Below are 23,949 nucleotides of genomic sequence, written 5' to 3'. Positions count from 1 at the left end.
GCCAGGTGATCTATTTGAGTGCGATTGCCGGGTTGCCACAATCGAACTTCAGGTGCGACCGGATTTTGCTTCCAGTGCAACCTTGCGAGATATTGGAGATAACCCTTGGTTTCCCAAGGGTTACCCCTCGGTCACGCTCAGCCGATGGTCATCAGGCTGGCGTTGCCGCCGGCCGCGGCCGTGTTGACGCTGATGGAACGCTCGGTCAGGAGGCGTTCCGGCACATACGAGACGCCGGCCGCCAACGCGTCCGAGGTCAGGCCATGCACCGCCAGGATCGCGCCCGGCCGCTGCGCGATGCGCTGGTTCAGGGCGCGCAGCGCGTCGCCGTCGCCCTCGAACAGCACCGCCCGATAATCGGCCTGGTCGACCTCGTCATCCGCCAGGATACCCGCCTGGCCCTGCTGCTCGGCATCCAGCGTGGCCAGCAGCGCCTGTGCGGCCGGCGTATCGGCGAACCAGGCGTGGTTGCCCGTCAGGCGCGCCGCGGCCCACTGCGCGCGCGCGCCGGCCTCGGTGGCGGCCACGCAATAGACCGCGCCGCGCGGCTCGACCAGATAGGTGTTGGTCTCGCCCGTGGGGCCCGGCAGCGCGATGCGCTGCGGCAGCGGCGCCGCCGCGTCCAGCGCCGGCGGCAGGCCCTCGGGGCGCGTGCCCAGCAGGCGGTACATATACAGCGGGCCGCCAGCCTTGGGACCGGTGCCCGACAGGCACTCGCCGCCGAAGGGCTGCACGCCGACCACCGCGCCGACGATGTTACGGTTGACGTAGACGTTGCCGGCATGGACCTGGCCAGTCACGTGGGCGATGGTTTCGTCGATGCGGGTATGCACGCCGAAGGTCAGGCCGTAGCCGGTGCCGTTGATGGCGTCCAGCAGCGCGTCCAGCTCGTCGCGGGCGTAGCGCACCACGTGCAGCACCGGGCCGAACACCTCGCGGGTCAGCTCGCTGACGTGGTCGATCTCGATGATGGTGGGCGCCACGAAGGTGCCGTGGCGGCATTCGCCGTTCAGCTCGACCTGGTCGACGCGGTGGCCGGCGGTACGCATCGTGTCGATGTGGCGCTGGATGCCATTGCGCGCCTCGGTGTCGATGACCGGGCCGACGTCGACCGACAGGCGGTCCGGGTTGCCCACGCTCAGCTCGCGCATCGCGCCGCGCAGCATCGTCAGGACGTGATCGGCGTTGTCTTCCTGCACGCACAGCACGCGCAGCGCCGAACAGCGCTGGCCGGCCGAATCGAAGGCCGAGCTGAGCACGTCGAACACCACCTGCTCGGACAGCGCCGACGAATCCACCACCATGGCGTTCTGGCCGCCGGTCTCGGCGATCAGCGGAATGGTGTGGCCGTCGTCGTCCAGGCGATCGGCCAGCGTGCGCGCGATGATGCGCGCCACGTCGGTCGAACCGGTGAACATCACGCCGCGCACGCCGGGGCTGGCCACCAGCTGGGCGCCCACGGTCTCGCCGCGGCCCGGCAGCAGTTGCACCGCGCCGGCCGGCACGCCAGCGGCGCGCAGGATCGCCACCGCCTGCGCCGCGATCAGCGGCGTCTGCTCGGCGGGCTTGGCCAGCACGGTGTTGCCGGCGGCCAGCGCGGCCGCGACCTGGCCGGTGAAGATGGCCAGCGGGAAATTCCACGGGCTGATGCACAGCACGGTGCCCAGCGGGCGGTGCGTGTCGTTGCCGAATTCGCGGTCGGCCTGGTCGGCGTAGTAGCGCAGGAAGTCCACCGCCTCGCGCACTTCGGCGATGGCGTTGGGCAGCGACTTGCCGGCCTCGCGCACGATCAGGCCCAGCAGGGTCTGCATCTGCTCTTCCAGCAATTGCGCGGCGCGGCGCAGGCATTGCGCGCGCTCGGCCACCGGGGTCGATTGCCAGATGGGCGCGGCATTGGCGGCGGCGCGCAAGGCGATCTCGGCTTCCTCGCCGTTGGCTTCGATGACATGGCCGACCACGTCGCGCAGGTTGGCCGGGTTGCGCACTTCGATGGCGCGGGCCATGTCCCAGGCGCCGTCGCCCTCGCCCAGCATGGGCGCGGCGCGCCAGGGCGTGGCGGCGCTGGTCAGCAGCGCGGCCGAGAGCGAGCCCAGGCGGTGTTCGTTGCTCAGGTCCAGGCCGGCGGAGTTGGCGCGCGCGCCCTGCTGCGGATTGCCATACAGCTCGCGCGGCAACGGGATCTTCTCATGCGGCGCGCCCAGCGGCACGATGCGCGAGGCGGCCTCGACCGGATCGGCCACCAGCGTCTCGACCGGAATGCTCTCGTCGCCGATGAGGTTGACGAACGAGGTGTTGGCGCCGTTCTCCAGCAGGCGGCGCACCAGGTAGGCCAGCAGCGTTTCGTGCGTGCCGACCGGGGCGTAGATGCGGCAGGGGCGATTCAGCTTGCCCTGCGCCAGCGGTCCGACCACTTCGTCGTACAGCGGTTCGCCCATGCCGTGCAGGCACTGGAACTCATACTGGCCCGGGTAGTAGTTCTGGCCGGCCAGCTGGTAGATCGCCGCCAGCGTGTAGGCGTTGTGGGTGGCGAACTGCGGATACACGGCTTCCGGCGCGCCCAGCAGCTTGCGGGCGCAGGCCAGGTAGGCCACGTCGGTGTAGACCTTGCGGGTGTAGACCGGATAGCCCTCCAGGCCGTCGACCTGGGCGCGCTTGATCTCGCTGTCCCAATAGGCGCCCTTGACCAGGCGCACCATCACGCGATGGCGGCTGCGGCGGGCCAGGTCGATGACGTAGTCGATCACGAACGGCGCGCGCTTCTGGTAGGCCTGGATGACGAAGCCGATGCCGCTCCAGCCTTCCAGCTCGGGCGTGAAGCACAGCGCCTCCAGCAGGTCCAGCGAGATCTCGAGGCGGTCGGCCTCTTCGGCGTCGATGTTCAGGCCGATGTCGTAGCTGCGCGCCAGGATCGTCAGCGCCTTCACGCGCGGCAGCAGCTCGGCCATGACGCGCTCGCGCTGGGCGCGCGAATAACGCGGGTGCAGCGCCGACAGCTTGATCGAGATGCCCGGGCCTTCATAGATGCCGCGGCCGGCGGCGGCCTTGCCGATGGCGTGGATGGCCTGCTCGTACGACGCGTAATAGCGGTCGGCGTCCTCGGCCGTGGTGGCGGCCTCGCCCAGCATGTCGTACGAATAGCGGAAGCCGCGGCCTTCCATCTTGCGGTTGTTGGCCAGCGCTTCGGAAATGGTCTGGCCCGACACGAACTGCTCGCCCATCATGCGCATGGCGATGTTCACGCCCTTGCGCACCAGCGGCTCGCCGCCCTTGCCGATCAGGCGCGTCAACGCCTTGGACAGCGATTGTTCGCTGCTCACGGCCACCAGCTTGCCGGTGATCATCAGGCCCCAGGTGGCGGCGTTGACGAACAGCGACTGCGAACCGCCCATGTGCGACTTCCAGTCGCCGCGGGACACCTTGTCGCGGATCAGCGCATCGCGCGTGGCGCGGTCGGGAATGCGCAGCAGCGCCTCTGCCAGGCACATCAGCGCCACGCCTTCCTGGCTCGACAGCGAGAATTCCTGGATCAGGCCCTCGACCCCGCCGCCGGTGCGCTTGCCGCGCAGCTTCTTGACCAGATCGGTGGCGACGGCGTGCACCTTTTCCAGGTTCGGCATGCGGGCCTGGCCCAGCAGCAGCGGCACGCACTCCGGTTCGGGGCGGCGGTAGGCGGCGGTGATGGCGGCGCGCAGCACCGATTGCGGCTGCACGTCCTGGCCGAATTCGTAGAACGGCGGCGTGGCGGCGGCCTGGTGATCGCCGCCCTCGTCATCGCCGCCCTCTTCGCCGCCCAGATGGGACATCTCGGCCGGCAGGTGGCCGCGCTCGATCTTGTCCAGGTAGGCGAGGATCGCCTGCTTGTGCAGCCAGTGCGGCGTGCAATTGAGTTTTTGCGCGGCGGCCTTCAGGCGGTCGCGCAGCGCGTCATCGACCTTGACGCCGAGGGTGGTGCTGGCCATAAGAGATTGCTTCCTGTCGCATGGCAGAGGTCACACCGGGCCCACAAAGGGGCCCGGCATCGGTAGGACCGTATGCTAGTCAGGTTGCAACCGGCTTTGTATTAAGGTTAACCCTAGGGGTTAACCGGTTGAGATCACGGCAGGTTTTGAGGCCCTGCCCGTCCCTTTTTACGGTTTGCCGGATTCGGGCAGCGGCGAGCAGCCCAGCATCTGCACCGCGCCGGCGCTGTCCGGCGTCTGCCCGCGGATGGCGGACGCCATCGCGCCCGCCAGCGCCGCCACCGCGCGCTGCTGCGCCGCGACCAGCGCGGGCACGCCCGCCTCGGACACGTTTTCGGTCACGACGCTGCGGCACAGCAGGCCGTTGCCCTTGAGGTTGACCGGCCGCACCCGCCAGGTGGCGTCCAGTTGCGCCATGCGGCCCGACACCAGGTCGAAGCGCTGCACGTCGGTCTGCACCCGCCACACCGGCGCGGTCGGGCCGGGCTTGACCACCTGCACGTCGAGCGCGCCCAGGTCGTGCTTGAGCGCATCGGACAAGGCGCCGCGGATCTCGTCGCCCAGCGGCGAGGTCCAGCGCTCCGAATACAGCGCCGCCACGCTGCCGTCGCCGGTGCGGACCATCAGTTGCGGCTGGTCGGCCTGCGACGCCACGTTGACGCCCTGCACTTCCAGCAGGAACGGCGCCGCCGCCCGCGGCACGGCGGGCGCCTGGGGCGCCGGCCCCTGCAGGGTGTAGTAATGAACCGGCGGCGACGAGGCGCAGGCGGCCAGCAGCAGCGGCAGGGCCAGCACCGCCAGGCCGCGGCGCAGGGACGGCGCGGCGGCGCGGACGGGACGGAAACGGAAGTGGGTCATAGGTTCAGTTCCTGACGGGGCCGGCGCCGGGGATCGGGTCGCTGCCGCGGCCGCGCAGCAGCGATTCGGGGTTGGATTGCAGGAAGTCGGCCAGCGCGCGCAGCGAGCGGGCGGCGCGGCTCAGTTCCTGCATGGCCTTCTCGGCGTTGACCGGCAGCGAGGCATCCGAGGCCAGCAAGCCATTGAGGTTGGCGATGGAATCGCGCGCCTGCTTGAGAACGGCCTGCGCTTCCGGCGCCACCTGCTTGTCCAGGCGCGTCATCAGCTTGGAGGTGCTGGCCAGCGTGGTGCGCAAGTCCTCGCCGATCTTGTCGAACGGGATCTTGTCGATCTTGGCGACGATGTTGCTGACCTGCTGCTGCAGCTGGTCGAGGTTGCCCGGCACGGTCGGGATCATGGCCGGGTTGGACATCTTGAATTCCACCGGTTTGACGTTGGGGAACTCGTCCAGCACCACGTACAACTGGCCGGTCAGCAGGTTGGCGGTGCGCAGCTGAGCGCGCAGGCCATGCTTTATCATGATGCCGAGCAGGCGGCCGCCGGCCTCGTCGCCGTCCTTGATGGCGTGTTCGCGCACGTCCTCGTAGACGCGGCCCAGGCGCTCCGGATACAGCGTCGCGTCGACCAGCGCGAAGAAGCGCTTGCTGACGGGATCGAAGTCCATGTTGATCTGCGTGACGTTGCCCAGCGTGATGCCCGAGAAGTCGATCGCCGCTCCCACCGCCAGGCCGCGGATCGACTGGTCGAAGCGCATGCGGATCGGGAAGGCCTCACCATCGGGATTGGCCTTGGCGGCCGCCTCGGTGGCATACAGCTCGAAGTGGGCATCGGCCGGCGCCGGCGTGCTGCCATCGCGCACGCTGTAGACCGGCTCGAACGCCACGCCGCCCACGGCCATCGACACCAGCGACTGGGTGCGCACCTTCAGGCCTTCGGCATTGACGCTGAAGTCGACGCCGCTGGCGTTCCAGAAACGGGTGCCGTTGGTGACGAACTTGTCGTTGGGCGCGTCCACGAACACCTCGACGTTGACCGCGTTGCCGGTCTTGTCGAGCGCATAGCCGATCACGCGGCCCACGTTGATGCGGCGGAAATACACCGGCGAACCGATGTCCAGCGAACCCAGGTCCGAGGCCTTGAGCTTGAAGCGCTTGCCGGCGCGGTCATGGGTGACGGCCGGCGGCGTCTCCAGGCCGACGAAGTGCAGCTTGGTCGCCTTCTTGGACGCATCCTTGCCCTCGACCGCGTCCACGCCGATGTAGGCGCCGGACAGCAAGGTGCCCAGGCCCGACACGCCGCTGACGTCCAGGCGCGGGCGCACCACCCAGAAATTGGTGCCCTCGCGCGCCAGGTCGGCCACGTCCTTGGACAGCTCGGCCTGCACCACCACCTTGCTGCGGTCGGCGTTGAAGCCGATCGAGCGCACGGTGCCGACGTTCACGTCCTTGTAGCGCAGCTGGGTCTTGCCGACTTCCAGCCCTTCGGCGGTATTGAATTCGATCGACAGATCGGGGCCGGCCTGCATCCAGGTCCGCACCACCAGCGACAGGCCCATCAGCGCCGCGACGATCGGCACCAGCCAGATCCATGAAATCCGGCTCTTGCGCTTGCGCGAGATCGTGGGTGACGCGTACTTCTCTTCACCAGATCCAGGTGCTTGGTCGGACATCGGTTTTCCTTTTCTTCTTTGAACGGCGCGCGACCTTCCGGCCCACGCGCCGCAATCGTGCTGGCGTCAGCCCGCTTGCGCGCCAGCGGCGGACGCCGGGCGCCGGTCCGCAGCCGGCTCCGGAGCGTCCAATTCACTCGTTTCTTCCAGGTCCCAGCTGCGGCGCAGGTCGAAGCTCATGGCGGACAGCATGGTCAGGATGACGACCACGCCGAACGCCGCGGCGCCCGCGCCGGCACTGATTTCCATCAGGCCCTGGAAATCGGCCAGGGCCGCCAGCAGGATCACCACGAACACATCCAGCATCGACCACTGGCCGATGAATTCGACCATCTGGTACAGCCGGGTGCGCGGGCGCAGGTTGGTGGTGCTGCGCCATTGCTCGGTCAACAATAACAGGATCAGCGCCAGCAATTTGGTCAGCGGCACCGCCACGCTGGCGATGAAAACGATCAGCGCGATGTCCCAGGAACCCATGTCCCACAGTTCCACCACGCCGCCCAGGATGGTGTGGGCGCTGTCGCCCAGCACCGAGCTGACCTTCATCACCGGCAGCACATTGGCGGGAATATAGAACACCACGGCCGCCAGCAACAGCGCCCAGGTGCGGGCCAGGTGGTCGGGCTTGCGGTAGTGCACCACGGCGTGGCAGCGCACGCAGTGGTGCTCGGCCTCGGCGTCGTCGGCGCGCGGCACCGCCTGCACCTGGCCACAGACATGGCAGCCGGTGAGCACCACGTCGGGGCCGGCCTCGGGCACGTGCACCGGCACCACGCCCTCGCTTTCGGCATAGCGCCACAGCACGTGCGGCGTGAGACGGCCGAGCATGGTCAGGAAAATCGTGAGGATGCCGAAGGCGATCAGGCCGATGCCGGGCGACACCGCCGCCATGCCGGCCAGCTTGACCACCGCCACCAGCACGCCCAGCAGGAACACCGGCACCATGCACCACGGCCGCAACATGCCCAGCAGCCGCATCGCGCCACGAAAGGCCGCCGGCTCGGCGCCGCGCGACAAGGGGCCCAGCACCCACAGCAGGACGGCCAGCTGGACCAGCGGCAGCACAAAGCCCGCCAGTCCGGTCATGACCGCCACCGCGTAGTGTTGCTGGCGCCAGGTGATGCCGATGGCATCGAGCAGCGAGGCCTGCTGCACCATGCCCTGCACCGACATCGAAGCGACCGGGTAGGCGTTGGCCACGCCGAAGATGATCAGCGCGGCGATGGCGAGCGCCAGCCAATTGGACAAACTAAGCCCGCTGTAGCGCCATAGAATGGTGCCGCAGCGGGCGCAATTGGCGGTCTCGCCAGGTTCGAGCTGATGTCGGCGATAGATGCTTGCGCAGTGTTCGCACTCGATCAGCGGCTGGCTCTCCGCGCTACTCATAGGCCTATTCGACGAGTTCGACTTCCTGCTTGTCCGGGGCGGCCGACGGCGGCTTGCCGTGGTCGTCGAAGTCGAGCGTGACCTTGCCGGCCTCGTCCAGGTCCACCGTGACGGTGCCGCCATCGACCAGCTTGCCGAACAGCAGCTCGTCGGCCAGCGCGCGCCGGATGGTGTCCTGGATCAGGCGCTGCATCGGCCGCGCGCCCATCAGCGGGTCGAAGCCTTCCTTGGCCAGGTGCTCGCGCAGGGCCGTGGTGAACACGGCTTCGACGCGGCGCTCGTGCAGCTGGTCTTCGAGCTGCATCAGGAACTTGTCGACCACGCGCAGGATGATCTCGCGGTCCAGCGGCGCGAACGGGATGATCGCGTCGAGGCGGTTGCGGAACTCGGGCGTGAACATGCGGCGAATTTCCGCCATTTCGTCGCCCACCACGCGCGAATTGGCGAAGCCGATGGACGGACGGTTCAAGGTCTCGGCGCCCGCGTTGGTCGTCATGATGACGATGACGTTGCGGAAGTCCGCCTTGCGGCCGTTGTTGTCCGTCAGCGTGCCGTGGTCCATGACCTGCAGCAGGATGTTGAAGACGTCCGGGTGGGCCTTTTCGATTTCATCGAGCAGCAGCACGCAGTGCGGTTGCTTGGTGATGGCCTCGGTCAGCAGGCCGCCCTGGTCGAAACCGACGTATCCCGGCGGCGCGCCGATCAGGCGCGACACCGCGTGGCGTTCCATGTACTCGGACATGTCGAAGCGCAGCAGCTCCACGCCCAGCGTGAAGGCCAGCTGGCGCGCGACTTCGGTCTTGCCGACGCCGGTGGGGCCGGAGAACAGGAAAGCGCCGATCGGCTTTTCCGGCTTGCCCAGGCCCGAGCGCGCCATCTTGATGGCGGCGGACAGCGCCTCGATGGCGTTGTCCTGGCCGAACACCACGGTCTTGAGGTCGCGGTCCAGCGTGGCGAGCTTGCTGCGGTCGTCGTTGGAGACGGACTGCGGCGGAATGCGCGCGATCTTGGAAACGATGTTCTCGATGTCGACCTTGCCGATCACCTTCTTCTGGCGCGAACGCGGCAGCAGGCGCTGCGCGGCGCCGGCCTCGTCGATCACGTCGATGGCCTTGTCAGGCAGGTGGCGGTCGTTGATGAAGCGCGCCGACAGTTCCGCGGCGGCCGACAGCGCGGCGGCCGAGTAACGGACGTTGTGGTGTTCCTCGAAGCGGCTCTTCAGGCCGCGCAGGATCTGCACGGTCTGCTCGACGCTGGGTTCCGGCACGTCGATCTTCTGGAAACGGCGCGACAGCGCGTGGTCTTTCTCGAAGACGCCGCGGTATTCCGTATACGTGGTGGCGCCGATGCACTTGAGCTGGCCCGAGGACAGGGCCGGCTTGAGCAGGTTGGAGGCGTCCAGCGTGCCGCCCGAGGCCGAACCGGCGCCGATCAGCGTGTGGATTTCGTCGATGAACAGGATCGCGTCGGGATTGCCGCGGATCTGCTTGAGCACGCCCTTCAGGCGCTGCTCGAAATCACCGCGGTACTTGGTGCCCGCCAGCAGCGCGCCCATGTCCAGCGCGAACACTTGCGCGGCCTGCAGGATCTCGGGGACCTCGCCGCGCGTGATGCGCCAGGCCAGGCCCTCGGCGATGGCGGTCTTGCCCACGCCGGCCTCGCCGACCAGCAGCGGGTTGTTCTTGCGGCGGCGGCACAGCACCTGGATCACGCGCTCGACTTCGTGCTCGCGCCCGATCAGCGGATCGATGCGGCCAGCCAACGCCGCGGCGTTCAGGTCGGTCGCATACTGGTCCAGCGGCGACTGGCGCGATTCGCCCTGCTCTTCACCATTGGTTTGCTGCTCTTTCTGCACGGCGGCGGACTCCACCTGTGGCTGTTTGGTAATGCCATGCGAGAGGAAATTCACCACGTCCAGCCGCGTGACGCCCTGCTGTTGCAGGTAGTACACGGCGTGGGAATCCTTTTCGCCAAAAATGGCCACGAGCACGTTCGCGCCGGTGACCGGCTTCTTGCCGGTGCCGCCCGCGGACACATGCATGATCGCGCGCTGGATCACGCGCTGGAAACCCAGCGTGGGCTGGGTGTCGACTTCCGCGCCGCTGGGGATCACCGGCGTGTTTTCCGAAACGAACTGACGCAGGTTGCGGCGCAGGTCATCCAGATTGGCGGCGCAGGCGCGCAACACTTCAACCGCGGAAGCGTTGTCGAGCAACGCCAGCAGCAGGTGCTCGACGGTAATAAATTCGTGTCGGGCCGAACGGGCCTCGACGAAAGCCATATGCAGGCTGACTTCAAGCTCTTGGGAAATCACGCTTCCTCCGTAACGCATCGAAGCGGTCAAATACACGATTCATATTCTATGCCGATCAGGGCGTAACGCCAGCGATTTCAAAAACCACGCTGTCGTGGCGGCCTTGCGCGTCCATGACGGTCAACGTATACCGCCCGTCCCGCGTCAGCACCAGATTAAACGGACGACCCGACGCGGCATGACCCACCACGCGACCATCGAGCATCCACCATACTTCACCCTCAGCGCCCTGCACATCCACATCCACCGACACCTGCGTGCCGCCCGGCACGGGCCGCAGCACCGAGCCGGTAGCCACGCCACCCAGGCGCAACGGCCCCTGCGTGGCATCGGCGTAGCCGGCGAACGACGGCGGCACCGTGTCGTTCAAGGCCCAGGCCGCGCGCTGCTCGGGGCATTGCCCCGACGGCACGCTGCCCAGCCGGTAACCCAGCGGCCAGCACGTAACCACCGCCTGTACCGAGGCCGGCCGCACGCGCAGGTGCTGGGCGCCTTCCGGCAACGCCGCCACGATGTCCTGCAGTAGCGGCGCCGCCACATTCGCCCCGAAAAACCCGGGATTGGGCGTGCCGTCGGGACGGCCCACCCATACCCCGATCGTCCAGCTGTCGGTCACCCCGACGGCCCAGGCGTCCCGGAATCCGAAACTCGTCCCGGTTTTCCAGGCCAGTTGCCGGGCCGGACTGCCCGACTGGTAAAAGGGCCGGTCCGGGTGGCCGCCGCCTTCCAGGATGTCGCGCACGATCCAGGCCGCGCCAGCACTCATCATACGGGACTCGACCCGCGGCTGCTCCGGCCGCAGGCGCGGACGCCCGGAGATGCCGCCACGGGCCAGGGCCCGATAAGCGCCGACCAATTCTTCCAATGTGGTGCCGCCCCCGCCCAAAATCAAGCTCAGATTCGGCTCGGCGCCGGCCGGCAAACGTAACCAGACCCCGCCCGTCAGCATAACCGAGGCGAAACGGGTGGGTCCGACCCGGTCCAGCAGGTCCACCGCCGGCACGTTGAGCGAGCGCTGCAGCGCCTGCGCCACACTCACCGGCCCGGAGAACGCCGCCTGGAAATTGCCCGGGGCGTAGCCGCCGAACGACAACGGCGCGTCGATCAGCAGGCTTTCCGAGTGGATCAGGCCGTCGTCCAGGGCCTGCGCGTACAGGAACGGCTTGAGGGTCGAGCCGGGCGAACGCACCCCGCGCACCATATCCACGTGCGCGTATCGGGAATCATCGGAAAAGTCGGCGGAACCGGCGTAGGCCTTGACCTCAAGGGAGTCGTTGTCCATCACCAGCACCGCCATCGAGACCTTGGGCGGCAGGTTGTCGACCCGGTCCAGCAGCATGCGCTCGACCGCGGCCTGCATGTCGGCGTCCAGGGTCGACGTCAGCAGCGGCGGGCGGCTGCCGGGGCGGCGCGAACCGGCCGCCGGGCGGCCGGCCTCCTGCAACAGGCGCTGCGCGGCCAGCGGCGCCAGCCAGCGGGCCCGCAGCGGCGGCGCCACCACTTGCTCGATCTTGGCGTCGGCCACCTCGGCGGGCGTCCAGCGGCCCAGTTCCACCATGCGGTCCAGCACCTTGTCGCGCGCGGTCTGCGCGGCCTGGGGATGGCGGTCCGGCCGCAGCCGCGACGGCGCCTGCGGCAAGGCCGTCAGCATGGCGGCCTCGGCCGGGCTCAGATCGCGCGCCGGCTTGCCCAGCCACAGGCGCGACCCCATTTCCACGCCCTCGACGATGCCGCCCATGGGCGCGTGGGTCAGGTACAGCGACAGGATCTCGTCCTTGCTGTAGTGCATCTCCAGCTGCACCGCGCGCCAGGCCTGGCGCAGCTTGGCGCTCATCGAGCGCGACGGCTTGCCGGCCAGCTGCGGGTCGATCAGGCGGGCCACCTGCATGGTCAGGGTCGAGCCGCCCGAGACGATGCGGCGGTTGGTGGCCCATTGCCAGCCGGCCCGCGCCAGCGACACCGGATTGACCCCGGGGTGCCAGTAGAACCAGCGGTCCTCGTAGGTCAGCAGGGTATCGAGGTAGTGCGGCGACACCTGGTCGGGCTTGACCGGGTAGCGCCAGATGCCGTCGCGGCTGGGATAGTTGCGCAGCGGCGTGCCGTCGGCGGCGACCACCACGGCCGCGCCGCCGGAGTCGATGGCAGGCAGGGGATAAAGGCGGTCGAACACGAATAACAACGCGGCCAGCGCGAGAAGCACGCTGGCCGCGAAGAGTCCGCGCCGCCGCCAGCGGCGGGCGCGCGAGGCGCCCGCCGGCGGGGTGGCGGCGGTGTTCAAGGACGCTGCTTGGCGCTGCGATCGCGGATTTCGACCGTGCTCCATTGCTCGCCTACGCCACGGATCTCGGGCCGGTACATGTCTTCGGCCACGGTCGACGGCACCGAATAACGGCCCGGCGTCACGACCCGCACCAGGTAGAACACATCCACCTTGCCGCGGCCCAGCGAGACCGCCGCCACATACCGGTCATCGCGGAATTCGCGGTGCTTGATGTTGGGGTCGGCCATCGCGTCGGCCACGCGGCGCCCGCCGATGCTCCAGTCCTGCATTTCGGGGCTTTGCGACAGGTTCAGGTTCTCGACCTCGAAACCGGCCGGCACGCGGTCCACCAGCAGGCCGTCCGGAATGTTCTGGTTGGCGCTGGCCTGGACCCACACCACCAGCATGTCGCCGGTCTGCAGCGTGCCGCCATCCCACGGCTTGCCGTCCGGACGGTACCAGCCGCGCTTGAGCTGGATGACGTCGCTGCGCGGCGCCGGCACCGTGGTCGGGCTGCCCTGGATGTCGTACTCGATGAACAGCGACTGGCTGCCGGTGTTGGTCAGCTGGGTGCCGGCCAGGTCGGCCGCGGTCAGCGACACGGTGCGGTCGGACCTGCCGCCTTCCAGTTCCTTGCGCACGCCATTGACGGTCAGCGCGGCCTGCCACGGGGTCGACTTGTCGCCGCCCGCGGCGCGCGCCGCCATCAGCAGGGCCATCTGTTCCTGGGTCGACAGGTACGAACGGTTGCCCATGCGCGCGGCCAGTTGCGTCATCAGGTTCTCGACGCGGTCATGGCGCAGCTCGTACTGGTTGGCCAGGGCATAGGCCAGCGCATAGTCGCGCACCGCGCTGCCGTAGTCGCCCAGCCAATCGTCGTAGTAGCTGTTGGCGCGGCGGGTGATGCCGTACTCGCGCGTCATGGCCAGGTCGAGCGCGCTCTTCATGCGCCCTTCATCGCCCATCAGCTTGAACGCGGCGGCCAACTGGATCAGGGGCAGCGGCGAACGCGCGCGGTCCTGGTAGTTGTCGAACAGCTGGCGCACCGTGGACAGCGGCGCCTTCTTGTCGCGCGCCAGCGCCAGGGCGGCCGTGGCCAGGCCGGCGAACCGGCGGTGGTCTTCGCGCAGCACGTTCAGCCCGCTGCTGTCCAGGCGGCCCGACTCGAAGTCGCGCTTCAGGTTGGCCGACCAGGTGCCGAACGAGCCGCTGCTCTGCTGCACCTGCTCCAGCAGCCACTGGCGCGAACGGTCCAGCGAGGCTTCGGGGATGGTGAAGCCCTTGTCGCGCGCATCCTGCAGGAAGCCCACGGCATAGGCCGTCAGCCACACGTCGCGCGCCGACGAACTGCTCCACAGGTTGTAGGAGCCGACGGCGTTGCGCATGCCCGACAGGCGGCCGATGGCGCCGGCGACCTTGGCTTCACGCTCGGCCTGGGTACGCGGCTTGAGGCCGAACTGCTTGGCGGCTTCCTCGTCGATCAGCACCCACGGCAGGGTCGCGCTGATGGTCTGCTCGGTGCAGCCATACGGGTAGTTGAGCAGGCCTTCGACCACGCGGTTGACGTTGATCGGCGGACGGTTCGAGACCGTCATGCTGATCGTGGTCGAGTCCGGGTAGTACGACGCCACCCACGATGCCTGCGGCGCGTTGGACTCGCCCGGGTTCAGGCGCAGGCGGCGCATCTGGCGCTCGGCCGCGTAGGCCGGCTGCACCTGCAGCACCGATTCACGCACGATGTGGATCGGCTTGGCGCCGCCCTGCCCGTCCACGGTCAGGCGCATCAGGCCCAGGCCGTAGGAACCGGTGGTGCTGGCGGTGAAGCGCAGCGTGGTGCGTTGCTTGTCCTTGAGCGTCACGGTGCGGGTGCCGTCGACGATGCCGACCGGATCCAGCGCTTCCAGCTTGACCGTCACCTTCTGGTCGGAGCCGCTCAGGTTGGTCACGTCCAGCGCGATGGCGGCCTGGTCGCCCGGGGTGATGAAGCGCGGCGTGTTCAGCTCGGCCACGATCGGCGCCGCCACCACCATTTCGGTGTCGGTGCTGCCGAAGTTGTCGGCGGTGAACGCGACGGCCATCAGGCGCAGCGTGCCGTTGAAGTCGGGCAGGTCCAGCGGGATGTCGGCCTCGCCCTTGTCGTTGAGCTTGACCGGACCCGAGAACAGGTCGACCAGCTTGACCTTCTTGGGCAGGCTCTTGCTGTCGCCGCGCATGGCGGCGTCGCCGCCCCACTTCAGCTTGCCCTTGGTGCCGTCCATCTTCTCGATCAGCTTGCCGTACATGTCCAGCAGTTCGGGCGCGTAGCGGTGCTTGCCGAAGAAGAAGTCGAGCGGATCGGGCGTGCGGTACTGGTTGATGTTGAGAATGCCGACGTCGACCGCCGACAGCGTCACCATGGCCAGCTTGCCCTGGGCGCCATCGACCTTCACGCGGACCGTGGTCTTGGTCTCGGGTTCGGTCTTGGCGGCGGCCGTCAGCTTGACGTCGAGCTTGCGGTCGGCGCTGGCGATCGGCAGGAACGTCAGGCCCAGCGCGCGCGCCGGGGTCACGCGGTCGCCTTCGCTGCCGGGGCGGAACACTGCCGCGGCCACGTACAGGTCATGGCGCTTCCAGCTCTTGTCGATCGGGATCTCGACTTGCGTGCCGGTCGCCTTCACGGCCACCCAGGTCGACCACAGCATGCGGTCGCCTTCGACGGTGATCAGGGCCTGGCCGTCGTGCGGCGGCGTCAGGGTCAGCTTGACGCTGTCGCCCGGCTTGGCGGGCACGCCTTCCAGCTTCATCTGGACGCGGTCGGGGCGGTTGCCCATGGCGTCGGCGTCCTGGGCGTCCCAGCCCGCATAGAAGCGGTAGCGCAGGGTCTCGCCGGTCTCGGGATCGGCGATTTCCAGGCGGTAGCGGCCCCACTTGACCGGCACCGTGAACTGGCTGCGGTCATTCAGCGCGATCGCGCGCGAATCGAGCAGTTCCTCGGTTTCGGTATAGCCGCTGTTCCAGCCGCGCTGGTCATCGAAGCGCCAGTAGTACTGGCGTTCCTCGCGGTACAGGCGCATCTGGGCCTGCGCCAGCGGCGCGATCTTGCCCTGCGCGTCCACGCGCAGCACTTCGAACGTGGCCGGGGCGCCTTCGCGCGCGACATCGTTGTCGAACTGCGGACGCACGGCGATCAGCTTGTCGGCGGGCCAGACGCTGCGCTCGATCGAGCGCACCACCGGACGGCCGCCCGATTCCAGCAGGCTGGCCGAGACCCGCACCTTCATCGGCGAATGGGTGCCTTCGGTGCGCGGTTCGACCTCAAGCTGCGCGGCGCCGGTCGAATCCAGCGCGGCTTCCGGCAGTTCCTCGAAATGGCGGCGCGAATCGTCATCCACGTCGCCGAAGATGAAGCCGGGCCATTGCTGCGGCAGCGCATAGCGGTCGCGCTTGACCTGGAAGCTGGACAGCAGGCGGTTGCCGGCGGCGGGCGCGCCATACAGGTAGTCGCCCTGCACATCGATGGTCAGCGTGTCGTTCGGCGACAACACATCCTGGTCGGACGTCAGCGCCATCTTCATGCGTTCGGGCAGGAATTCCTCGACCTGGAACTTCCACGAGGCATCCGCGACGCGCGACGCGGGGTCGACGCGCAGTTCCAGCATCCAGGCGCCGGTCTGGGCGTCGGGCGGCAGGTCGATGGCGCGCTCGACGTAACCCTGCAGGTCCTTGGCGGGCTGCCACAGGTTGGTCGAGACCACGCGGCCGTCGGGGCGCTTGAGGGTGGCGGTCAGCGGCGCGGGCGGCATCACGCGGCCGTCGAGGTCGCGCGGCAGCACCGACACATGGAAGGTTTCACCGGGGCGGTACAGGTTGCGGCCGGCGTAGACGAACAGGTTGTTGGGGCGGGAAATGTGGCCGCCGGTATCGAATTCGGACAGGTCCAGCGCCGGTTCGGCCAGCGCCAGCACGGTCATTTCCTTGTCGCGCGAGGCGCGGATGACGCGGGCATTGGTGAAGGTGCCATCGAATCGCACGTGACCCTGGCCGTCGGCCTGGGCCTTGGCCAGCGTCTTGCCGGCGCCGTCCACCAGTTCGAACACCGCGCCGGAGATCGCCTGGCCGCTCTTGAGCGACACCGAGTAGGCCTCGATGCGGTCGCTGTAGCGGCGCGCGTGCAGGCCGATGTCGCTGACGTAGAAATAGGTGACCTGGTATTCATAGCGGAAACGGCCGGGCTGGCTCATCACCGCGATGTAGATGCCGGGCTCCTGCAGTTCCTTGATGCCTTCGACCGGCAGGAAGGTGACGTGGCGGCGGTTCGGCTTGTCGTCCGTCAGGAAGCGGCCCTGGTAGACGCTGGTGGTCAGCGAATTCAGGCGATCCAGGTCCCAGTTGCTGACCGAGCCCTTCAGGCCGCGGTTGTCGGAATAACGCCAGCCGTCTTCGTCGTAGCCGCCGGATTCGTCATCGTCCGACGAAGCCGTGTTGCGGCCGATGCCCAGGACGCTCTCGAACAGTTCCGGCACGCGCTCGGGCGCCACGCGCAGGAATTGCACGTCGACCTCGGGCATGTTGACGGTCGCCACCGGCAGGCCGCCATTCTGGCCGGCCGGCAGCACCACGCCGCGGCTGGCGAAATAGAACGAGGGCGGCATGGCGTCGGTGACCACGTCGCAATGCGAGGCGCTGCCCAGCGCGACCTTGTCGCCGGCGCCCGGCAGGCCCGCGCGCACCGCGACGGAATACGAGCGTTGCGGCTGGACGTAGGGGAAGTACACCATGCGCGGATTGGAGCCGACCACCCAGTTGCCCTGGACGATCTTGCCCTTGGGCGCGGCGTCGCCCGGCTGCACCGAAGCCGGTTGCATGCCGTTGGCGCTGCGCTCGGTGTCCTGGTCGGCCTTGCCCGAGGCGGCGCCGGTGTCGGTCACCTGCAGGAACTTGCTCAGGTCGGCCTTGGCCTCGACCGGCTGGGTGAAGGTGACCGCCAGCGACAGCGAGTCGTTGTATTGGCGAGGTTGGCAATTGAGGACCGCGAACGGGTCGGCGCTGCCGACCGTGGCCGCCGCCGGCAAGGCCTCGGGCTTGGCGCCGCCGGCCGCGGCGGCGGGCGCCGGGGTCGTTGCCGCCGGCGTGGCCGTCTGCGGCGTCGCGGGCGCGGACGGTTGACCGCCCTTGCCCATCCACCAGCCCACGCCGATGGCGCCGGCCACCACGATCGCGCCGGCTACCGCCAGCCAGGTCTTGCTGTTCTTTCCACTCACGGCAAACCTCCCCGCCTACTCGAATGCAATGCTCCTTTGCGGCGGAGCTGCCGACCTGATATTGCCGCGCGCTTCTCGGTGCGCGGTTCCTGCTTTGCAACCCTGTACAGCAGAACGCCGCCTTTCCCGGCGGCGCTGTTCTTGCGAGTTCAGACCGGTTCCATCACGCACTGCAAAGGATGCTGGCGCGCCCGCGCATACTGGGCCACCTGGGCAATCCGGGTGGCGGCCAGGTCGCGCGGATAGACGCCGCAGACGCCACGGCCTTCGTGGTGCACCTGCAGCATGATGCGCGTGGCCTCTTCGTGATTCTTGTTGAAGAACTTCTGCAGCACCTTCACGACAAACTCCATCGGGGTGTAGTCGTCATTCAGCAACAGGACCTGGTACATCGGAGGCGGCGCGGCGCGAGCCGGTGCCTTCTCGACGGCCAAATCATGCTGGGTATCCAAGGTAGAACTCATAGGGCGGCTATTCTATTTAATCAGGGGACGGCTTGCATGTAACTTACGCAAAATTACACGTAGAAATGCGTAGTTTCCATACTTGACTCGGCAAAGAAAAGCGGCGCATTATCCACGCATTCTGGGGTTTTCAATTCATCGAAAACCTGCCAGGAGGCCGGAGGGGGGACAGGGGTCTAGGCCGCGATGCCCTTCGTCAACATACGATTCAATGAGGCAGTCCGCATGTCTGATACGACCGCAACCGCCGTCCAAGGGGACAATCCCAAATCGACGGGTACCGTCAAATGGTTCAACGATGCAAAGGGTTTCGGCTTCATTACGCCCGACGACGGCGGTGAAGATTTGTTCGCCCACTTCTCGTCCATCCAGATGAATGGTTTTAAAACCCTGAAAGAAGGCCAGAAAGTGGCTTTCGAGATTATCCAGGGGCCCAAAGGCAAACAGGCGCTCAATATCACCGCTGCCTGAGTTACTCTTTAAAGCGCAACGGTAAGGTTGCGCCATTATCAGGCGGGGCTTTCGGGCCCCGCCTTGTTATTTTCTTATTACTGCGATTACCGCGTCTGGTTATGCTGAAGAATGCTGCTTTGTTTCATGTTGGTCGTGCGTTGCTCAAAACAGCGTTCATTAAATCGGCAGCGCGCGGCGCGATAGCCGCGCTGCTCGGCGCCGCCACCTTGGCGCTGCCCGTGGCGGCCGGCGCCCAGACGCCGACCGGACCGCAACCGACGCTGCCCATCGCGCAACTGGCCGCCGGCATCCATATTATCCGCGCAGAAGTCGCCAACACGGAAGCCAGCCGCCGCGACGGCCTCATGTTCCGCAAGGAACTGGCCGGCAACGACGGCATGCTGTTCGTTTTCGAACAGCCCGACGTGCAGTGCTTCTGGATGCGCAACACCCTTTTGCCGCTGTCGATCGCTTTTATCGCCGACGACGGCACGATCGTCAACATCGAGGACATGGCGCCCCAGACCGACGACACCCACTGCTCCAAGAAACCGGTGCGCTACGCGCTGGAAATGGCGCAAGGCTGGTACGACAGCCACGGCATGAAGGCCGGCAGGAAAATCGACGGCCTGCCCTGAGCCAGCCGCGATCCTTCTCACGCAACAAGGGAGCCCACGGGCTCCCTTGTCGTTTGGCCATGCCGTCACGGCGGCGCCGCGGCGGCAGGCCCGGCCCCGCGGGGCCGTCGCCAAAATCAGACGCGCTCGATGATCAGGGCGATGCCCTGGCCCACGCCGATGCACATCGTGCACAGCGCGTAGCGGCCGCCGGTGCGGTGCAGCTGGTTGATGGCGGTGGTGGCCAGGCGGGCGCCGCTGGCGCCCAGCGGGTGACCCAGGGCGATGGCGCCGCCGTTGGGATTGACACGCGGGTCGTTGTCGGCGATGCCCAGCTGGCGCAGCACGGCCAGGCCCTGGGCGGCGAACGCTTCGTTCAGTTCGATCACGTCCATCTGGTCCAGCGTCAGGCCGGTCTGGGCCAGCACCTTGCGGGTGGCGGGCGCCGGGCCGATGCCCATGATGCGCGGCGCGACGCCGGCGGTGGCCATGCCGACCACGCGGGCGCGCGGCGTCAGGCCGTGGCGCGCGGCGCCCTTCTCGTCGGCCAGCAGCAGCGCGGCGGCGCCGTCGTTCACGCCCGAGGCGTTGCCGGCGGTCACGGTGCCGCCTTCGCGGACCACGCCCTTGAGCTTGGCCAGCGCTTCCAGGCTGGTTTCACGCGGGTGTTCGTCCTTGGACACGACGAGCGGATCGCCCTTCTTCTGGGCGATCGAGACCGGCACGATCTCGGCGTCGAAGAAACCTTCCTTCTGGGCGCGGGCGGTCTTCTGCTGGCTGGCCAGCGCGAACAGGTCCTGGTCTTCGCGGTTGATCTTGAAATCGTCGGCGACGTTCTCGGCGGTTTCCGGCATCGAGTCGACGCCGTACTGGGCCTTCATCAGCTTGTTGATGAAGCGCCAGCCGATGGTGGTGTCGTAGATCGCGGCGTTGCGCGAGAAGGCGCTGTCGGCCTTGCCCATGACGAACGGCGCGCGGCTCATGCTTTCGACGCCGCCGGCCAGCATCAGCCCGGCTTCGCCGGCGCGGATGGCGCGCGCGGCGCTGCCGATCGCGTCCAGGCCCGAACCGCACAGGCGGTTGACCGTGGCGCCGGGCACTTCGACCGGCAGGCCGGCCAGCAGCGTGGCCATGCGGGCGACGTTGCGGTTGTCTTCGCCGGCCTGGTTGGCGCAGCCCAGGATGGCATCGTCGATTTCTTCCCAGCGCACGCCAGGATTGCGCGCCACCAGCGCCTTGATGGCTACGGCCGCGAGGTCGTCGGGACGCACCGAAGCCAGTGCGCCGCCGTAGCGGCCGAAGGGGGTGCGAATCGCGTCACAAATATAGGCATGCACGGTCATGAGATGCTCGGATTGAAGTGGAGGAATCGAATGCGGACGATCTTAACGCAGCGGTTTCGCGCCAAGTTGGTGCATCCCGCAGATGTCCGCACAACGGACGGTGTCCAGCTGCTGTTCACTCACCGTACACGCGCCGGCCCTGCCCTCACGGCGTCGGCGTGCCCGCGCGCGCGGCGCGTCCGGCCTCGACGATGGCCTGGCGGCGAAAGCGTCCGGCGGCCAGATGGTAGAACGGCTGCGGGCAGAACTGGCGCGACACGCCCGAGGCCAGCAGCGAGCCGACCAGCAGCCAGAACAGCATCGGCTGGCTGCCCGTCATTTCCATCACCACCACGCTGGCCGTCAGCGGCGCCTGCGTAGCCGCGGCCAGGAATGCGGCCATCGACACCAGCACCAGCACGCGCTGGTCCACGCCCTCGCCCGCCAATTCCCAGATGTGGTGGCCGATGCCGGCGCCGGTGGTGAGCGCGGGCGTGAAGATGCCGCCGGGAATGCCGGCCCAGTACGAGGCCACCGTGGCCGCCAGCTTGGCCAGGCCGAAGCCGGCGGGCAAGGCGTGCTGGGTTTCGCCCGACAGCAGGTCGGCCGCGGCGCCATAGCCTGTGCCGTAGACGCTGCCGGCGGTGGCCAGGCCGATCAGCGCCAGCACCACGCCCATGGCGAAGGCGGTCCAGATGGGATGGGCACGGATCCAGGCGCGCCAGGCCGCGGGCGCCATCGCGGCCGCCCCCTTGCCCAGCAGGCGCGCGAAGATGCCGCCCAGCGCGCCGTTGAGCGCGGCGCAGATTAGCACCCACCACAACATGCCGTGGGCCAGCGGCGCGCCGGCAAAGGTGCCGAAGTACGGGTTGTTGCCCTGGATCGCGACCACCAGGAAGCCCGCCGCCAGCACGCCGATCAGCACCAGGCGCTGCCAGCGCAACACGGTGCCGCGGCCCAGTTCCTCGATGGCGAAGATGACGCCGGCCAGCGGCGCGTTGAAGGCCGCGGCCAGGCCGCCCGCCGCGCCGGCGGCGAGCAGCTCGTTGGCGTGGAAGCCGCGCAGTTGCAGGCCGCGGCGCTTCCAGAAATCGCCCCAGGCCAGCATGACGGCGGCGCCGACCTGCACCGACGGCCCTTCGCGGCCGATCGAGGCGCCCGCCAGCATGCCGAAGAACGCCAGCGGGATCTTCCAGAGCACCTGCGCCAGGGACACCAGGCTGCGCTGGCCGGGGCCGGGCGGCAGCGACAAGGCGCCGATGACCTGGGGAATGCCGCTGCCCGCGGCGTTGGGCGCGAACCGCAGCGTGGCCCAGCGCAGCGCGGCCAAGGCGCATGGCAGCACCAGCAGCGCGAGCCAGCCGGCGTGGCCGACCCATTCGCGGTTCCATTCCAATGCGAGATCAGCCAGGTAAGCGAAGCCCAGCGACACCAGCGCGACCAGCGCCGCGCCGCCCAGCAACAGCGCCATCTGCAGGCTCTTGCGCGACAGGCGGTTGGTTTGCCGCAACTTGCGACGCAGGAGATGGCGCAAGCGGGTGGCGATGCGGCGTAACGGAGTGGGCAGGGACATGGGCGGGGCCGGGCGGCAAGGTACGGCGAAACCAGACGTCGCTAACCTTACCATTGCCGCCTGACTGCCAGCCCACAATGTGCCCGCTCACATCGGCGCCACGCCTTTCAGAACGACGACCAGTCGTCGTCGCCGCTGTGCTTGAGGGCCGGGTGCGTCACCGCGGGTTCCTGGCGCTGCAAGGCGGCCGGCGGATGGGGCGTCGAGCGGCCAGCCTGGATCAGGCGGGCCTGCGGTTCGGCAGCCACCGCCACCGCGCCGGCATTGACCTTGAACCGGCGCACCTGCTGCGCCAGGCGGCCGGCCTGGTCCTGCATGCTGCCGGCCGCGGCGGCGGCCTGCTCCACCAGCGCAGCGTTCTGCTGGGTCACGGTATCCATCTGCGCCACGGCCTGGTTGACCTGGCCGATGCCGGTGGATTGCTCGGCCGAAGCGCTGGCGATTTCGTGCACCAGGATGGCGGCCTGGCGCACGCTTTCCACCACCTCGCGCATGGTGTTGCCGGCCTCGTCGGCCTGGCGCGTGCCGCCCTCGACGCGATGCACGGACTCGTCGATCAGGGCCTTGATTTCCTTGGCCGCGACGGCGGAGCGCTGCGCCAGAGTGCGGACCTCGCCCGCCACCACCGCGAAGCCGCGGCCCTGTTCGCCGGCGCGCGCGGCCTCGACCGCGGCGTTCAGCGCCAGGATGTTGGTCTGGAACGCGATACCGTCGATCACGCTGGTGATATCGGCGATACGGCGCGAACTCTCGGAGATCTCGCTCATGGTCCGCACCACGACGTCGACCACTTCGCCGCCGCGCGCCGCCACGGCCGAAGCCTGGGTGACGAGCCTTTCGGCCTCGCCGGCATTGCTGGCGTTCTGCTGTACGGTGCTCGTCAGCTGCTCCATCGAGGCGGCGGTCTCCTCCAGGGAAGCGGCCTGTTCCTCGGTGCGCTGCGACAGGTCGGCATTGCCCTGCGCGATCTGCGCCGACGCGGTGGCGATGCTCTCGCAACCGTCGCGCACGTCGCGCACGATGGATGACAAGCTCTCGTTCATGGCCTTGAGCGCGGCCATCAGATCACCCGTCTCGTCGCGCGACGTGACCTGGATGTTGCCGCTGAGGTCGCCGTTGGCGACGCGGCGCGCCGCACCCACCGCCTGACCCAGGGGCCGCGTGATGCCGCGCGTCACGAGCCAGCCGAGCAGCAGCCCGAGGGCCACCCCCGCGATGGACAACACGATCATGATCAGGCGCGTACTCCGGTACAGCTCGGACACTTTCTCCACGGCCTGCTCGGCGGCCCGTTCCTTGGCCAACGCAAGCTCGCCCATGAGCTTCTCCGCCTTGTCCGATGCCGCCGCCGCACGCTTGGTCTGATCCACGATCTCCGGATCGATGTGCGCCAGCGGATACTTCTGCGCCTGCTGCAGGAATTCGATGGAATCCCGCTTCCAGACCTCTTCGGCTTCCGTGAACTGCGCCATCAACCGCTTGCCGTCTTCGCGGATGAAGGAAGTGGCGGCCTTGGCACGCATGCGCTCGAGCTTGTCGAGCGATTGATCGAACTGCTGGCGCAACGCCTGGCGCTCCGCATCGGTGGACGCCGCCAGATAGCTCTTGCGGGCGCGCCCCGCCGCGATCAGGCTGATGTTGGCTTCCTTGATGTCCGAGAGTCCGCGCAATTCGATCTCGGCGATCTGGTCGTTCATGCTGTTGATGCGGGACAGCCCCCAAACCCCGAACGCGCCGATGATGCCGCCCAGCAGCGCCACCATCAGGAACGCCCCCGACAGGCGCACGCCGATGCGCGCGCCGATATGCAAGCCCTTGAAATACCGCAACATGC

Annotated in this window: 13 protein-coding genes; 2 read left to right on the top strand and 11 right to left on the bottom strand. The window is 68.2% G+C overall.

What is annotated here, in order from left to right:
* Window positions 1-137: 137 nt before the first annotated feature.
* The 8 genes from putA to clpS form a co-directional block, all read right to left on the bottom strand.
* Window positions 138-3,959, bottom strand: a complete 3,822-nt coding sequence (gene putA / locus I6I07_RS18955) for a trifunctional transcriptional regulator/proline dehydrogenase/L-glutamate gamma-semialdehyde dehydrogenase (protein ID WP_198483250.1) — start codon at window positions 3,957-3,959, stop codon at window positions 138-140.
* Between the two features lie 168 nt (window positions 3,960-4,127).
* On the bottom strand, window positions 4,128-4,817 hold the full coding sequence (locus I6I07_RS18950) for a PqiC family protein (RefSeq protein ID WP_232625650.1): 690 nt from the start codon (window positions 4,815-4,817) through the stop codon (window positions 4,128-4,130).
* Between the two features lie 4 nt (window positions 4,818-4,821).
* On the bottom strand, window positions 4,822-6,486 hold the full coding sequence (locus I6I07_RS18945) for an intermembrane transport protein PqiB (protein WP_198483249.1): 1,665 nt from the start codon (window positions 6,484-6,486) through the stop codon (window positions 4,822-4,824).
* Between the two features lie 66 nt (window positions 6,487-6,552).
* Window positions 6,553-7,872: a PqiA/YebS family transporter subunit gene (locus I6I07_RS18940; RefSeq protein WP_198483248.1), complete on the bottom strand. Its 1,320-nt coding sequence runs from the start codon at window positions 7,870-7,872 to the stop codon at window positions 6,553-6,555.
* A gap of 4 nt (window positions 7,873-7,876) precedes the next feature.
* Entirely contained in the window at window positions 7,877-10,186 is a 2,310-nt protein-coding gene (clpA, locus tag I6I07_RS18935) for an ATP-dependent Clp protease ATP-binding subunit ClpA (RefSeq protein ID WP_061074563.1), read from the bottom strand.
* A gap of 55 nt (window positions 10,187-10,241) precedes the next feature.
* A complete protein-coding gene (gene pbpC / locus I6I07_RS18930) occupies window positions 10,242-12,464 on the bottom strand; it encodes a penicillin-binding protein 1C (protein WP_198483247.1) in 2,223 nt (740 codons plus the stop codon).
* The gene (locus tag I6I07_RS18925; protein ID WP_232626131.1) at window positions 12,461-17,605 is read right to left on the bottom strand and encodes an alpha-2-macroglobulin family protein; all 5,145 of its coding nucleotides are present in this window, start codon (window positions 17,603-17,605) and stop codon (window positions 12,461-12,463) included. The genes pbpC and I6I07_RS18925 overlap by 4 nt, the downstream gene beginning before the upstream one ends.
* 230 nt (window positions 17,606-17,835) lie before the next feature.
* Window positions 17,836-18,150 (bottom strand): ATP-dependent Clp protease adapter ClpS, encoded by a 315-nt coding sequence (clpS, locus tag I6I07_RS18920; RefSeq protein ID WP_006383989.1) that lies wholly within the window; start codon window positions 18,148-18,150, stop codon window positions 17,836-17,838.
* 225 nt (window positions 18,151-18,375) lie between these two features.
* On the opposite strand from clpS, the gene I6I07_RS18915 reads away from it, so the two are divergent.
* Both I6I07_RS18915 and I6I07_RS18910 read left to right on the top strand, forming a co-directional pair.
* The gene (locus tag I6I07_RS18915; RefSeq protein ID WP_006220277.1) at window positions 18,376-18,621 is read left to right on the top strand and encodes a cold-shock protein; all 246 of its coding nucleotides are present in this window, start codon (window positions 18,376-18,378) and stop codon (window positions 18,619-18,621) included.
* 101 nt (window positions 18,622-18,722) lie between these two features.
* Complete coding sequence (locus I6I07_RS18910; protein ID WP_232625649.1) at window positions 18,723-19,241, top strand: DUF192 domain-containing protein; 519 nt, start codon at window positions 18,723-18,725, stop codon at window positions 19,239-19,241.
* Between the two features lie 116 nt (window positions 19,242-19,357).
* Here the strand turns inward: I6I07_RS18910 and pcaF are convergent, their stop codons facing one another.
* The 3 genes from pcaF to I6I07_RS18895 form a co-directional block, all read right to left on the bottom strand.
* Window positions 19,358-20,563: a 3-oxoadipyl-CoA thiolase gene (pcaF, locus tag I6I07_RS18905; RefSeq protein WP_006396026.1), complete on the bottom strand. Its 1,206-nt coding sequence runs from the start codon at window positions 20,561-20,563 to the stop codon at window positions 19,358-19,360.
* Between the two features lie 145 nt (window positions 20,564-20,708).
* A complete protein-coding gene (locus I6I07_RS18900; RefSeq protein ID WP_198483245.1) occupies window positions 20,709-22,115 on the bottom strand; it encodes a chloride channel protein in 1,407 nt (468 codons plus the stop codon).
* A gap of 107 nt (window positions 22,116-22,222) precedes the next feature.
* Window positions 22,223-23,947 (bottom strand): methyl-accepting chemotaxis protein, encoded by a 1,725-nt coding sequence (locus I6I07_RS18895; protein WP_269784295.1) that lies wholly within the window; start codon window positions 23,945-23,947, stop codon window positions 22,223-22,225.
* Window positions 23,948-23,949: the final 2 nt, after the last annotated feature.

Source organism: Achromobacter deleyi (assembly GCF_016127315.1).
GTDB lineage: Bacteria > Pseudomonadota > Gammaproteobacteria > Burkholderiales > Burkholderiaceae_B > Achromobacter > Achromobacter insuavis_A.
Note: the sequence above shows the minus strand (reverse complement) of the source record. Positions and strands in the feature narration are given on the sequence as shown.